A 14,389-nucleotide genomic window follows, 5' to 3' on the forward strand; every position below is an offset into this window, starting at 1 on the left:
GACAGCTATGACCCCCGGCTCGAACATCCCTCTGCCCGTCGCCCGCGTGACGGTGGACGTCACCGCCCCGGTGCGGCTCGACGTATCGAGCCTGCTGCTCACCGCCGACGGCAAGGTGCGCTCGGACGACGACTTCATCTTCTACAACCAGCCGACAGGCCCCGGCGTGACGTACCGCTCCGGCGGCGGCTCGGCCCCCGACGCGATCACGGTCGACACCTCGGCCGTACCCCCCGGTATCGAGAAGATCGTCGTCACCGCCAGCCCGGACGCCGCCGGCCAGACCTTCCAGGGCATCGAACCGACGGCGACCATCCGCAACGCCGACGACAACTCCGCCCTCGCCACCTTCACACCCCCGCAGCTCGGCAACGAGACCGCCCTGGTCATCGTGGAGATCTACCTCCGCAACGGCGCCTGGAAGGCCCGAGCCGTGGGCCAGGGCTACGCCAATGGCCTCGCCGGCATCGCCACCGACTTCGGCGTCACGGTCGAGGAGCCCACCCCGGCGCCCACTCCGACACCGGCCCCGGTCGCCCCGCCCCAGCCCACCATGGCGCCCCCGGTCACCCCGCCCGCCCCCCAGATGCCCCCGGCCGCACCCCCCGCCCCGGCCGCCGCGCCCGGCACCGGAAAGATCAACCTCGACAAGGGCCGGGTCAGCCTCCAGAAGAACCAGACCGTCTCCCTCATCAAGGGCGGCCGCCCCCTGCTCTCCCAGGTCAAGATGGGCCTCGGCTGGGAGCCCGCGTACCGCGGCAAGGACATCGACCTGGACGCCTCGGTCATCGCCTACGGCCCGCAGCGCAATCACATCGACAGCTGCTATTTCGGCAAGCTCCAGATCGTGAACGGCGCCATCCGCCACTCCGGCGACAACCTCACCGGCGAGGGCGGAGGCGACGACGAGGTCATCACCGTGGACCTCGGCCGACTGCCGCAGGACGTCACCGGTCTGGTCTTCACCGTGAACTCCTTCTCGGGCCAGAAGTTCACCGAGGTGGCCAAGGCCTACTGCCGCCTCCTGGACGGACTGACCGGCGAGGAGCTCGCCCGCTTCGACCTGACGTCCGCCGAACCCCAGACCGGCGTGATGATGGCGAAGCTCATCCGCCAGTTCACCGGCGAGTGGGAGATGACGGCGATGGGCGACTTCGTGAAGTCCCGCACGGTGCGAGGGATGGTGAAGCCCGCCGCCCAGGCTCTGTAGCCGGCCGCCACAGAAGCTCCACGGCGCCCCCCAACCCCCATCCGGGGGCGCCCGAACCGCGTCGGTCCACCCAGATCTCAGAACAGCGCGCTGTACGCGTTCAGCGCCGGCTGCCCGCCCAGATGCGCGTACAGCACCGTCGCCTCCCGCCCGATCTCCCCGCGCGTCACCAGGTCGATCAGCCCGGCCATCGACTTCCCCTCGTACACCGGGTCCGTGACCATCCCCTCGGTCCGCGCCGCCAGCCGCATCGCGGCCAGCGTCGCCTCGTCGGGTATCCCGTACGTCCCCGCGTGGTACCGCTCGTCCAGCTCGACGTCGGCCACGGTCAGCTCCTCGCGTACGCCGATCAGCCGCCCCGTGCCGTGCGCGATCCGCGCGATCTGCTCCCGGGTCCGGGCGGGCGCGGCCGAGGCGTCCACCCCGATGACGCGCCGCGTACGGCCCCCGGCCTCCTCCAGCGCCCGGAACCCGGCGACCATCCCGGCCTGCGTCGACCCGGTCACCGAGCAGACGATCACCGTGTCGAAGAAGACGCCCAGCTCCCGTTCCTGCTCGGCGACTTCGTAGGCCCAGCCCGCGAAGCCCAGCCCGCCGAGCGGATGGTCGGAGGCACCGGCGGGAATGGCGTACGGCTTGCCGCCGCTCTCCTCGACCTCCCTCAGCGCCTGCTCCCAGCTCTCCTTGAATCCGATCCCGAACCCGGCCCGCACCAGCCGGACATCGGCTCCGGTGAGCCGGCTGACAAGGATGTTGCCGACCTTGTCGTAGACCGCGTCCGGCCAGTCCACCCAACTCTCCTGCACCAAAACGCACTTGAGCCCTGCACGGGCGGCGACGGCGGCGACCTGACGGGTGTGGTTGGACTGCACCCCGCCGATCGAGACCAAGGTGTCGCAGCCCTGGGCGAGGGCGTCGGCGACCAGGTACTCCAGCTTGCGCGTCTTGTTCCCGCCGTACGCGATCCCGGAGTTAGTGGAGATTGCAGTATCCCCGCCCCTTGTGCGGCCGCACGCAGTCATCGACTTCACATAGCCTGGATTTCACAGCGACATGCTGCCGAAATACCAGCCGATCAAGCAAGCCATGGCCAACGGCCGTCGCAACCCTTCTCAATCAGCGAAACCATCCGGAAAGCTGCGTCCGAAAGACCCGCGAATACATGCCGGTTCCCGCTGCCCGACGGGCCGTGGCCCGCGCGGTACCCTGCCAGGTTCCAGGTGTAGACCGGGATGTCCGCCGGGATCTGCTCGGTCGGGTTGCCGTGGCGGTGGTACGCGTACTGCTCGTCCGTGACGATCAGTACGCGGTCCTGGCCGCGGTAGTGCGCGCGGACCGCCGAGGTGGTGTCGGTGCCGCCCAGGTCGCTGAACCGCTCCAGGACCTTGAGCACCGACTCGCCCGCACCGAACGTCAGCCGCCGGCTCGTCGTGCCGAACTCGACGAGATCCGCGTCCGCCGCCCGCAGCGCGAGCGCCGTACCGAAGATCGCCGCCGCGTCGGCCCGGTTGAGCTCGGAGCGGTCCGACAGCCGGGAGTAGAACATCGAACCCGAGCGGTCGACGAGCACCAGCGTCCGTCCGGGCAGCGCGGGCACGTTCGCCAGCGAGTGGCCCAGCGCCCGCTCCAGCGGGTACGACCAGCGCAGCGAGGGCGCGTGCTGGTAGGCCGCCAGGTACCGGAACGGGAACTGCCGCGAGCGCGCGACCTCCGCCGGGTCGCTGATCTTGGCGGCGACCCGCGCGGCGACCTCGTCCGAGACTCCCGCCTCGTCGAAGTTGCGCAGGTTGCGCACCAGCGCCATCGCTCCCATGGACGGGATGACGGCCTCCCAGGCCGCCTTGTCCATCGGCCCCTGGAGCCAGCCCGCGAGCGCCTCCCAGGTCATCCCGGCCGCGGCGAGCCGCTCGGCGCCGCCCTCCGATGTCACCACCGCACGCCGCTCCTCGACGGACAGCGCCATCAGCTCGCGGTGGGCGACCAGCGTCCGGTTCGACGCGGGCGGCACCGCGGTGTCGGGGTTGTGCCGCCGGTCGAGCGCGTACTGGAACAGCTCGCCCTGCCATGCCTTCGCCGGGTCGGGCGCCGCGTGCACGAGGTTGAGGATGTCGCCGAAGCGGTAACCCTTGGACGCGGTGTCGTACTTCAGCAGCGCCTTGCCGCCGTAGAGCCGCCGTACGGCGTCGGCGATCCCCCGCTTGACGGGCTTGGGGACGTTGCGGCCGTAGCACGCGGTCCAGTACGCCAGCAGTTCGCCGGGCTCGTCGGGCCGCTGGAGCACGGAGTCCACGACCCGCCGGTTCGAGGGTCCCTCGGTGACACCCGCGTCCAGTCGCGCCTTGACGTACTCGGCGGCGCCCACGACGGCGGCGGTACGGAGGTTGCCCTCGCCGCGCAGCCAGCCGAGCAGGCCGGCCGTCCACTCCGGGTCGCTGACGGCGAGTTCGCGCACCAGCTTCCGGAAGCGGTCGTCGCGGTCCTCGCCGGACTCGTAGAAGGTCTGCTGGGAGACGAAGTTGGCGACCGCGAGCAGGAAGAGCTCGGAGCGCGCGTCGCGCTCACGGCCGCGGCCGCCCTCGTAGGTGCGCAGGACACGGCCGGTGGAGGTCACTCGCGAGGTCGGCTGGGACTTGGCGGTCCGGATGTTCCGGATGTTGAAGCGGGACATGCTGAATTCCCCCGAATTCAAAGCGGTTTCGGAGGAAGGCGCGCGATGGTGGATGCCCGAGATCAGGAGTCGGCGACGGACTAGTCAGATGCTCTGTCCGATTGAGCTACATCGACCCTGAGTCGATGACGGGATTCGAACCCGCAACCTTCCGATCCAATGAAGTAACCGTTGCCTGCGCACCGGGCACCCACCATGAGCTGCGCCTCCCGAGATCAAGTCGGCTGCGGCGTCGGATTCTTGGAAAAAGAAGTAGCCGCTGCCATCGCACCGGGAGGTGCGTGACGTCGTGATCTCACTGTAGGAGGCGCAGCTTTCGGCGGGCGACCGAATTAATTACCGGCCCTGGCGCTTCCACGGCCCGGTGATCGCGAGCATGATGCCCGGGTCCTGGATGTTGGCGTACAGGGTGCGGCCGTTGGGCGAGAAGGTGACGCCGGTGAACTCGCTGTACTCCGGCTCCTCCTCGGTGCCGATGTTCAGGTCGTTGCGGGCGATCGGGTAGGTGCGGCCGCGGTCGGTGGCGCCGAACAGGTGCTGGATGCCCTCGCCGTCCTCGGCGATGATCAGGCCGCCGTACGGGGAGACGGTGATGTTGTCGGGGCCGTCGAAGGCGCCGTCCTCGGACGGGTCGGCGTTCACGCCGAGCAGGACCTTCAGGGTGAGGGTGCGGCGCTTGGGGTCGTAGAACCAGACCTGGCCGTCGTGCGCCTGGCCCGGGCTCTCCGCGCGGGCGTAGGAGGAGACGATGTAGGCGCCGCCGTCGCCCCACCACATGCCCTCCAGCTTGCGGCAGCGGGTGACCTGGCCGGCGGTGAACTGCTTGCGCACGGAGGTGGTCCGCGCGTCCCGGTCGGGCACGTCGGTCCAGTCCACGCCGTACACCGTGCCGATCTTGCCGGCGCGGGAGAGGTCGTCGATGAACTGGCCGCCGGAGTCGAAGCACTTGAAGGCCTGGAGGCGGCCCGCGTCGTCGGCGAGGGTGCGGAAGCTGCCGCGGCCGTGCCGGTAGCCCTCGGGCGGGGTCCAGCGGAACAGCAGACCGTTGGGGTTGGAGGCGTCCTCGGTCAGATAGGCGTGGCCGCGCTTGGGGTCGATGACGACGGCCTCGTGGGCGTAGCGGCCGAGCGCCTTGATGGGCTTGGGGTTCCGGTTGGCGCGCCGGTCGGCGGGGTCGACCTCGAAGACATAGCCGTGGTCCTTGGTCATGCCCTTGGTGCCGGCCTTGTCCTCGGTCTCCTCGCAGGTGAGCCAGGTGTCCCAAGGGGTGGTGCCGCCCGCGCAGTTGGTGGAGGTGCCGGCGATGCCGACCCACTCGGCGACCTTGCCGCCGGGGCGGACCTCGACGACCGTGCAGCCGCCGGCCGCGGCCGGGTCGTAGACCAGGCCCTCGGCGAGCGGGACGGGGTGGTCGGCGTCGGCGTAGGCGCCGCCGATCTCGTGGTTGTTGACCAGCAGCGTGGTGCCGCGCGGGCCGTCGAAGGCGGCGGTGCCGTCGTGGTTGGACGGCGTGCCCTCGCCGGACTCCAGCTTGGTCCTGCCCACGTGCGTCAGGATGCGGTACGAGAATCCGGCCGGCAGCGCGAGGATGCCGTCGGGGTCGGGGAGCAGCGGCCCGTACCCGAGGCTGAGGTGCGCGTGCACCGGGTCCGCTCCCTCGGTCACGGTCTCGGTGGCGGCGAGGGCGTTCGGAGCGGTGGCGAGGGCGCCGACACTGCCCGCCAGCGCCACACCGGCTCCGGTGACGGCGGATTTCCTGGCGAAGTCCCTGCGGGTGAGCGACATGCTGTCTCCTGTGACGGTGGGTGTGCCGTGGAGGGTGGCGGACCTCGGTCGGCGACACCGTCCCGCCCGTGGCTGAACGGGAGTTGAACTCCGGGCGGCCGCGGAACCATGACTTACCTGCCGGACACCGCCACCGCGACCCCGCAGCAGAGCATCACCCCGGTCCAGGGCATGGCCCGCAGCAGATGGCGGTTCTTGGCGTGGGCGATGACGCCCAGCAGCCGTGCCATGTCCCAGAGCTGGGCGCACAGTTCGCGCGGGTCGGCGGAGGGCGGTATGTCCAGGCCCATGAAGCCGAAGGGGCTCAGCGGCAGCGGTAGGTGCAGCCGGGGCCGCATGGCCCGTGCGAGGTGGTAGCCGGAGACCAGGAAGGTGACGGCGAACAGGGCGAGGGCGGCATCGGTGAGCGAACCGTGCCGCTGCCGCTCGCCGTTGCCGAGGGTGGTCACCACCGCGACGACGGCCCCCGTGTGCACCACCAGCATGCTGTTGATCTTCGCGTCGGCCTCCTGAACGTACCCCTGGAAGGCCGACAGCGCCCCGAGCCCCGCGGCCACGGCGATCTCCGTCGCCCGGCCGCCCCCGTAATCCGACATCGACGCCCCCTGCCCCGACTCCCGTGTCTCCAGGGTGCGGTGGCCCGGCCGGGCGGGTGGGCACCGCCCGTCAGGTGACGGGGTGGCGCCGGGGTGCGGGGGAGGACGCGGACGCGCGTTCGGGGGCGGACGTCAGCCCGCCGTCCATTCCTGTATGCGGTCCCCGGGGCGGCACCTGTCCATGTCCGGTCCGAGCCCGTCGCCCCGGGCGGTGAGGCAGTCGTCCGGGCGGGCGCCGTTGTGCAGGCGGAAGGAGCCCCTGCCACCGGGCACGGGCACGGCCCACCACTGCTGGCCCGGGAGGCCGGCGTACGCGTCCAGCGAGACCCGGCCGGTGCCGGGGTCCAGCGTGAGCGCCTGGGCCTGTCCGGTCGTCAGCCGCAGCCGTCCGCCGCCCACCGGGCTCCAGCGCCAGGTCCGTCCCGTGCCCTCCCGGTCGTCCACGAGCCGGACGCCGGTCCCGTCGGCGACGAGGACCGAGCCGTCGCCCACATTGCCGACGGTGCCGCGCTCGTCCCCCGCGGTCGCCGACGGGATGTTCAGCGAGGGCCGCCCGACCTCGGAGCGGGAGGTCGCGGGCCCCGGGCGTTCGGGCGCGGGGGACGCCGTCTCCGCCGACCAGACCGAGGCGTCGACGGTCCCGGCACCGCCGCCCGGCCAGCTGAAGGTCAGCGAGCCGACCAGGGCCGCCGCCGTCAGCGCCGCCAGGGCCGGTGCCGCCAGGGAGGCCAGCACCAGCCTCGGCGTCCATTTGACGGCCCGCAGGAGACGGCGGGCGCGGGGTGCAACGGTTCTTCCGACCCGGCGCCGCAGCCAGGCGAACACCGAGGAGTTGACCGCCCTGCGCACCTCTTCCGCGGTGCGTCCGGGGGCGGTGAGATAGGCCCCGCGCTTCTTCTTGTGCTTGTCGACCACCTGGACCGGCTGGAAGCTCGCCGGGTCGACGCCCGACCAGCCGCCGTCCACGGTCTGCTCGTGCACGTACTCACTGACGATCACCACGAGCTGCTGTTCGGCGAACTCCCGCTGGAGCCACTTGGCCTGCTGGCAGTCGACCAGCCGCTTGGCCTCGATGGCCCCCGGGCCCGCGGTGCCGAGGGCACTGGGCACCGCGAGGCCGGTGACGACGGAGAGGCGGACCCGCAGCAGCTTGGCGGGTTCCCGGCCGACGTTCTTCTTGGCGAGGGTGTCCTGGAAGGCGGCGACGAACCGGGCGACCACCAGATTCATCCGCGCGCTGGGCCACAGGACGAGAAAGCCGTCACCGTCCTTCTGGAAGCCCCGCCATTCCGCGCGCAACACGTCGGGCATTTGTGCGAGGGCCTCTTGGTAGGCCCCGTAGAGATCAGCCTGCGCCTCGACCATCTCGGGGCCGAGGAATCTGCTGTAGTCGCCCAGATCGGCTCGTACGAATACCGCTTCGAAGAGATTGTCGACGGGATCGGAACCGAGTCCGTCACCGGAATCGGAGGCGTTGCCTTGCAAAGTAGGTGTGACCTCTCCTGACGGAGGACGACGTCCTTGCCGTGGTGACAGCAGGTGAATATCACACCCGAACGAAGGGTCGCCACCTGCTTCCCGTCCGCTTCACGCCCCCGCGTTCACTCGCGGTCGGCCACGGCCCGAAGCCCCGTCAGATCCGTGACGATGACGCGCCGGTGATGAGCGTCCACGAGATCACGCAGCTCCCGCAGAGCGCGGTACGCGGTGCTCTCCGAGACCCCGATCAGCTCACCCCACTCCAGGTGCTTGAGGTCCATCGGAAGGATTACCTCCCGTCCGCGCACCGATTGCCCGAAGTCATCGGCCATCTCCACCAGAACCCGGGCAAGCCGGACAGTGGGACTGCGCCGACGGTAGTCGACCCGCCGCCGGGTGGCCGCGGCCAGTTTCCGGCTCACGGACTCCTGCAACCGCGCCAGCACCTCGGGGTGTTCGGACTTGATCTGTTCGAATTCCGCCCATGACATCCGAAGCGCGGTGACGGGTTCACTCCCGCAGGCAATGACGGAGGCACTGCGAGGAGCCCCGCTCATCCCGGCCAGCTCCCCGACGAGGTCCCCGGACATCCGAACGGCAACCAGGGTCCACCCTCCGTCGGCCAGCGAAGCGGTCACCTTCACATAGGAGGAGAGCAGCACGAAGACATCGGAATCGACAGCACCTTCAGAGATGAGCAGAGAGCCGCGGGGGAAGGAAACAGACTCCCCTCCGGAGACAAGTGCACTCCGAGCCCCAGGACTCAACTCCCCGAGGAAACTACGAACCCGCACCCCAACTCCCCAAAGGGGCGCGAGGAACTGCGCGACCGGCCACCACGGACCCGCGGCCGCCAACGCACCACACACCCCACCCCATCAGGCCTGCGACCGAGCCTTGAACGCAGCCTTCCGCGCTTCCTTCGCGATCCGCTTGTCCGGATGCAACCGCCCCATCGCCTCCAACACCTCCGCGGTGGCCGGATGCTCCACCCGCCAGGCAGCCGCGAAGAACCCACTGTGCTGCTGAGCGAGCCCCTCGACAAGAGCGAGCAGCTCCTCGGAGTTCCCCTCCGCCGCCAGCTGCGCGGCAACCGTGTCGATGGTCAGCCAGAACACCATCGCCTCGGTGGGCACCGGCACATCCGCGGCACCCCGCTCGGTCAGCCAGACCCGGGCGAGCCCACCCAGCTCGGGATCGTCCAGCACCTCCCGCAGCGCGGGCTCCGCCTCGACCCCCACCAGCGACAGCGCCTGCTGGCAGCGCAGCCGGCGCAACGGCGCCCCCGAGTCGGCCCCTCGGGCTGCGGCCAGCAACTCCCGTGCGGCGGACAGCACTTCACGCCGGGTGAGCCACTGCTCGGTCTCCGCCTGCGCGGCACCGGGCGGGAACACGGCCGTACCGTCGAGCAGCGCGTCGGCGCCCTTGTCGGCGAGGTCACCGACGGCCGGCGCCGAGAACCCGGCCTCCAACAGCCGTGCCCGCAGGCCGTACAGCCCGAGCGGGGTCAGCCGGACCATGCCGTACCGGGAGACGTCGGTGTCGTCGACCGGCGCGGCCGGCTCCTCGTCGGCGTCCGCCATCAGCGCCTCGTCGACCGGCCGGTACGCCACCAGACCGACCGGCTCCAGCATCCGGAACTGGTCGTCGAGGCGCATCATCGCGTCGGAGACCTGTTCCAGCACGTCGTTGGTGGGCTCCCCCATGTCGCTGGGCACGATGACCGACGCGGCCAGCGCGGGCAGCGGCACGGGGGCCTCGCCGGGGCCGTCCTCGCTGACGGTGAGGAGGTAAAGGTTGCCGAGCACGCCGTCGAGGAACTCCGCCTCGGCCTCGGGGTCCCAGTCCAGCTGGGAGAGGTCGATCTCGGCGCCGTCTTCGAGGCTCATGGCGTCGACGAGGTCATCGAGGTCGGGCACCGAGGCGTCCGCGAGCACCGTCTCCAGCGCGGACAGCCAGACCGCGAGCACGTCGTGCGGGGAGCCGCCGGTGAGCAGGGCGAGGTCCTCGCCCGCAGCGACGGTGCCCTCCTCTTCGTCGACGATCTCGACGAGCCCGGCGTCGACGGCGACCCGCCAGGCCTCGGAGGCGTAGGCCGCGGCGTCGTCGCCGGTCAGGCCGAGGAGTTCGGCCGCCGCCGGGAGCTGTTCCTCGGCCAGTCCGCCGCCGGCGTCGACGCGGGTGTCGGGACCGGCCCAGCGGGCGAGCCGGGCGGCCCGGGCGAGCAACGGCGTGGACAGCGCGTCCCGCGCCAGCTCCGCTTCGGGGCGCAGCCGTACCGGCGGCAAGGGGGAGCTGTCTGACATCGGCTGGTTCTCCTAGGGCGCGTCGTACCACTCGGCCGCTCAGCCTAGACCGCTTTGGCCCCATGCCGCCCGGTTCATCTACCCGTTGACCGGTGTACATGGCCGAAACCTTGACAAGTGGCCTGACCAGGCAGGAGATTACGCGCGTAGAAATTCATAGGACACCTGTTCACCGAATCTCTACGCGCGTCGCAACCGCCCACCCCGGTCGCGGCTCCCACAGTCACACGTCACCCTCGTCCCGGCACCCACGTATGTCCCCGGAGGGATCCCGTTGCCGAGCAAGTCGTCCACGCGCCTCGCCGCGCTGACCGTCGCCGCTGTCTGTTCCGCGGCGTCCACCATCGCCCTGACCACGCCCGCGCACGCCGACTCGGTGCGCGTCCATGACATCCAGGGCACCACCCGCATATCCCCGTACGCCGGAAAGCAGGTCACCGATGTGACCGGCATCGTCACCGCGCTGCGCACCTACGGCTCGTCCCGCGGCTTCTGGATCCAGGACCCGGACGCGGACGCCGACCCGGCCACCAGCGAGGGCGTCTTCGTCTTCACCAGCTCCACGCCGAAGGGCGTGGCGGTCGGCGACCTGGTGAAGGTCTCCGGCACGGTCACGGAGTACGTCCCCGGCGGCACCTCCTCCGGCAACCAGGCGCTGACCGAGATCACCAAGCCGGTGACCACCGTGGTCTCCAGCGGCAACGCCGTTCCGGCCGCGACGGTCATCGACGCCAAGTCGGTGCCGAGCGCCTATGTCCCGGCGGGTGACAGCGCCGCGGGCAACTCGGTCAACGGCCTGACGCTCCAGCCGTCGAAGTACGCCCTGGACCTGTACGAGTCCCTGGAGGGCATGAACGTCCAGGTCTCCGACACCCGGGTGGTCGGCGCCACCGACCCGTACACCGAGCTGTGGGTCACGGTGAAGCCGTGGGAGAACCGCAGCTGGCGCGGCGCCACGGTCTACGGCTCCTACGAGTCGCAGAACACCGGCCGGCTCCAGATCCAGTCGCTGGGCGCGGTCGCCGACTTCCCGAAGGCGAACGTCGGTGACACCCTCACCGGCACCACCGCCGGCCCGCTGGACTACAACCAGTTCGGCGGCTACACGCTGATCGCCAGTCAGCTCGGCACCCTGAAGAGCGCCGGGCTGAAGCGGGAGACCACGGAGAAGCAGCGGAACGGCGAGCTGGCGGTCGCGACGTACAACGTCGAGAACCTCGACCCGTCCGACGCCACGTTCGAGGAGCACGCCGCCGCGATCGTGAACAACCTCCAGTCGCCCGACATCGTGTCCCTGGAGGAGATCCAGGACAACAACGGCGCGACGAACGACGGCACGGTGGCCGCGGACCAGACGGTCCAGAAGCTGATCGACGCGATCACCGCCGCGGGTGGCCCGGCGTACGACTGGCGTTCGGTGGACCCGGCGAACAACACCGACGGCGGCGAGCCGGGCGGCAACATCCGCCAGGTGTTCCTGTTCAACCCGGAGCGGGTCTCCTTCATGGACCGCGCGGGCGGCGACGCCACGACGGCCGTCGGGGTCACCGAGGTGGACGACAAGGCCGCGCTGACGGTCTCCCCGGGCCGTATCGACCCGACGAACACGGCGTTCACCAGCAGCCGCAAGCCGCTGGTGGGCGAGTTCGTCTTCCGGGGCCGCACGGTCTTCGTGATCGCCAACCACTTCAACTCCAAGGGTGGCGACCACAGTCTGACCTCGCAGTACCAGCCGGTGGCGCGCAGCTCGGAGACCCAGCGGCACCAGCAGGCGACCCTGGTGAACTCCTTCGTCAAGGACATCCTCGACACCCAGAAGAACGCGCGTGTCGTCACGCTCGGCGACATCAACGACTTCGAGTTCTCCGAGACCACCAGGATCCTGGAGAGCGACGGCGCCCTGTGGTCGGCGGTGAAGTCGCTGCCGAAGAACGAGCGTTACTCGTACGTCTACCAGGGCAACGCCCAGGTCCTGGACCAGATCCTGGTCAGCCCGTCGATCCGGCGCGGCTGTGACCTGGAGTTCGACAGCGTGCACATCAACGCGGAGTTCAACGACCAGATCAGCGACCACGACCCGCAAGTCCTGCGCTTCAGGCCGTAACTCCCGGCAGTAGCGGCCGCCTTACGGTCAGGGCTGGCTGAACACCTTGTTCAGCCAGCCCTGCCATTCGGCCTCGCACTCCGCGATGCTGCTGCCCGCGTCCGGCGCGAAGTCGTGCAGGGAGATGCCGACCGGGTGGCCCCAGTGGTTGCGCCCGAAGATGCGGGTGAGGCTCCGGTCGGTGCGCAGCCCGATGAAGTAGGGGTTGCGGAAGTCCACGACGGCGTCGAAGTCGTCGGGCCCGTGCACCCGTACCCGCGCGCCCGCCTCGGCGCCGACACCGAGGGCCCGCGCCACGACGTCGAGGGCGTCCGGGGCCTTGGACGCCTCGGGTCCGTCGAAGGTGGCAAAGGCGGCCGGGCGGGGCGCGAAGTGGGTGAGGTACTCGCGCAGGGTGTGCAGATAGAAGTCGGTGTGCTTGGCGGCGCCGTCGTACTGGTTGTCCCAGTCGTCGACGAAGATCCCGCTGTGCACGTACCGCACCCAGGCCCGCTTGCCCTCGTCGCGCGGCTCGATGGTGTAGTCGAGCTGGTTACGGGTCTGCTCGGAGATGCCCTCGACGTTCTCCACGAGGTTGGTGTAGCGGTGCGGGGGATCCCAGGCGGTGACCTTGGACCCGAAGGGCCCCTTGCCTCCGACGCGGGGCTCCGGCGGCTCCATGGGCCACAGATACCCTCCGGTCCCGGCGGTGACCGCCTCGAAGACCTCCTGAGGCGTGGCGTCGACCTCGAATTCCCGGGCGATCTCGAATTCCTTGGGCATGATGCACTCCTGATCTATTCCAACTCGGTTTTCTTGAGCGTGGGATGGACGGCGACGACGATCCGGTGGTCACGGCCGCCCTCGGCGTCCGGGACGTCGTACTTCTGGATCAGGGCGGTGACCCCGGCCGTCAACTCCTCGATGAACGCGGCTCGTTCGGCCGCCGAGGCGAAGCGCACCTCACCGTCCAGGGCGTAGGTCGCCAGCCGCTGCCGCGCCTTGGCGGCACCGGTGATCAGCGAGCCGACGTCACGCACAAGACGGGCGCCGAGCGCCAGCAGCCAGCGCGCCGACAGCTGGTCCCGGAAGCGCTCCGGGTCGGGCTGTACGGCGGCGAGGGCGAGCGGCGAGATGACGTACGACGCGGCGGTCGCCCGCATCAGCCGCTCGGTGACATTGCCCTTGCGGCGCTCCCCGGCCAGCTCGACCAGGCCGTGCCGCTCCAGCGCCTTCAGGTGGTAGTTCACCTTCTGCCGGGGCAGTCCGACCTGTCCGGCCAGCATGGCCGCCGACGCGGGGCCGGCCGCTAGTTCGGCGAGCAGCCGGGCCCGTATGGGGTCCAGGGAGACGGCCGCCGCCTCGGGGTCCTCGATCACGGTCACGTCCAACATGGATCCACCGTCTCACCGAAAACTTTTTTTGTCCAGGAGGATGGAATTGTCGGCGAGTGAGTACCCGAGTGGCCCTTACGGCACCAGCCCGAGGCTGTGGCGGTACCGGCTGCCGGTGAACCCCTTGATCCCCGGGTACGTCCGCACCCGCTCCCACTCCGGTGTCTCGGGGGCGTCGACGGCGGCGTCGTAGGCCTGATCGCTCTCCCACTCGGCGTAGTTGAGGACATGGCTGCCGTCGGTGCTCAGATGGAAGTGGGCGGAGATCAGCCCCGGGTCGCCGGCCGGTCCCCCCAGCGAGGCGAGAACGGTGTCCACCCATGTGCCCCGCCGCTCGGCGGCATCCGCCTCGAACTCGATCCGCACGGTCACGACGAGCCCCGGCACCCGGGTGTCACCGGCGGCGCGGACCTTGCTCCGGTAGAGCCGGTACCGGTCCAGCCGGACCCGCTCGATCCCGGGCACGGCGGTGTCGATCTCGTCGTTGCGCTCCTGCCGGAGGGTCTTGAAGTAGGCCTCGTAGCCCTGCTCGGACCGCCACTGGGAGTAGTGCATCAAGGTGGTGCCGTCGTGGCCGGCGTAGACGTGGTAGCCGAGCACATCGGCACTGCCCCAGGGGCGGCGCTCCCAGGTGCGGGCGATGGCCTCGACGGCCGCGGCCTGCCGCTCGGGGGTGCCCACCCGCCAGGTGCTGAAGAAGGGGGCGCCCGTCTCGGGGCGGGTGAGGTCGGGGTGGGCGTGGGTACGGCGGGTCATGGCGGCCTCCTGCACATGGATGATGGGCCCGTACACCGATCACCCTCCGACCTCAAGCTCGGTTGAGGTCAAGTGATCGCTGTACGGGCCCGGTTGGAGGGTGCTGCGGCCG

12 protein-coding genes are annotated in these 14,389 nt (G+C 70.4%); 2 read left to right on the forward strand and 10 right to left on the reverse strand.

Annotated elements, in window-relative coordinates; all coding sequences use genetic code 11:
• Window positions 1–7: 7 nt before the first annotated feature.
• Window positions 8–1,210 carry a TerD family protein gene (locus STRCI_RS10215; RefSeq protein ID WP_269658558.1) on the forward strand — a complete coding sequence of 401 codons (1,203 nt, stop codon included), beginning with the start codon at window positions 8–10 and terminating at the stop codon, window positions 1,208–1,210.
• Window positions 1,211–1,287: 77 nt separating this feature from the next.
• Here STRCI_RS10215 and STRCI_RS10220 read toward each other — a convergent pair whose 3' ends face one another.
• The 7 genes from STRCI_RS10220 to STRCI_RS10250 form a co-directional block, all read right to left on the reverse strand.
• Entirely contained in the window at window positions 1,288–2,232 is a 945-nt protein-coding gene (locus STRCI_RS10220; protein WP_472926755.1) for a 1-aminocyclopropane-1-carboxylate deaminase, read from the reverse strand.
• A 53-nt stretch (window positions 2,233–2,285) separates the two neighbouring features.
• Window positions 2,286–3,878: a TROVE domain-containing protein gene (locus STRCI_RS10225; protein ID WP_269658559.1), complete on the reverse strand. Its 1,593-nt coding sequence runs from the start codon at window positions 3,876–3,878 to the stop codon at window positions 2,286–2,288.
• 336 nt (window positions 3,879–4,214) lie between these two features.
• Window positions 4,215–5,663: an alkaline phosphatase PhoX gene (locus tag STRCI_RS10230; protein WP_269658560.1), complete on the reverse strand. Its 1,449-nt coding sequence runs from the start codon at window positions 5,661–5,663 to the stop codon at window positions 4,215–4,217.
• Window positions 5,664–5,776: 113 nt separating this feature from the next.
• Window positions 5,777–6,259, reverse strand: a complete 483-nt coding sequence (locus STRCI_RS10235) for a Pycsar system effector family protein (protein WP_269658561.1) — start codon at window positions 6,257–6,259, stop codon at window positions 5,777–5,779.
• Window positions 6,260–6,391: 132 nt separating this feature from the next.
• Complete coding sequence (locus STRCI_RS10240; protein WP_269658562.1) at window positions 6,392–7,744, reverse strand: RICIN domain-containing protein; 1,353 nt, start codon at window positions 7,742–7,744, stop codon at window positions 6,392–6,394.
• A gap of 116 nt (window positions 7,745–7,860) precedes the next feature.
• Window positions 7,861–8,607 carry a Crp/Fnr family transcriptional regulator gene (locus tag STRCI_RS10245; protein WP_336298795.1) on the reverse strand — a complete coding sequence of 249 codons (747 nt, stop codon included), beginning with the start codon at window positions 8,605–8,607 and terminating at the stop codon, window positions 7,861–7,863.
• Between the two features lie 9 nt (window positions 8,608–8,616).
• Window positions 8,617–10,044, reverse strand: coding sequence for a hypothetical protein (locus tag STRCI_RS10250; RefSeq protein WP_269658563.1), 1,428 nt, complete (start codon window positions 10,042–10,044; stop codon window positions 8,617–8,619).
• A gap of 274 nt (window positions 10,045–10,318) precedes the next feature.
• Between STRCI_RS10250 and STRCI_RS10255 the strand changes: the two genes are divergently transcribed.
• Window positions 10,319–12,148, forward strand: coding sequence for an endonuclease/exonuclease/phosphatase family protein (locus STRCI_RS10255; protein WP_269658564.1), 1,830 nt, complete (start codon window positions 10,319–10,321; stop codon window positions 12,146–12,148).
• A gap of 27 nt (window positions 12,149–12,175) precedes the next feature.
• Here STRCI_RS10255 and STRCI_RS10260 read toward each other — a convergent pair whose 3' ends face one another.
• From STRCI_RS10260 to STRCI_RS10270, 3 genes are all read right to left on the reverse strand, one after another.
• A complete protein-coding gene (locus STRCI_RS10260; protein WP_269658565.1) occupies window positions 12,176–12,910 on the reverse strand; it encodes an SRPBCC family protein in 735 nt (244 codons plus the stop codon).
• Window positions 12,911–12,924: 14 nt separating this feature from the next.
• Entirely contained in the window at window positions 12,925–13,521 is a 597-nt protein-coding gene (locus STRCI_RS10265) for an ArsR/SmtB family transcription factor (RefSeq protein WP_269658566.1), read from the reverse strand.
• A 75-nt stretch (window positions 13,522–13,596) separates the two neighbouring features.
• A complete protein-coding gene (locus STRCI_RS10270; protein ID WP_269658567.1) occupies window positions 13,597–14,277 on the reverse strand; it encodes an antibiotic biosynthesis monooxygenase in 681 nt (226 codons plus the stop codon).
• Window positions 14,278–14,389 lie beyond the last annotated feature (112 nt).

This window comes from Streptomyces cinnabarinus (assembly GCF_027270315.1).
Taxonomy (GTDB): domain Bacteria; phylum Actinomycetota; class Actinomycetes; order Streptomycetales; family Streptomycetaceae; genus Streptomyces; species Streptomyces cinnabarinus.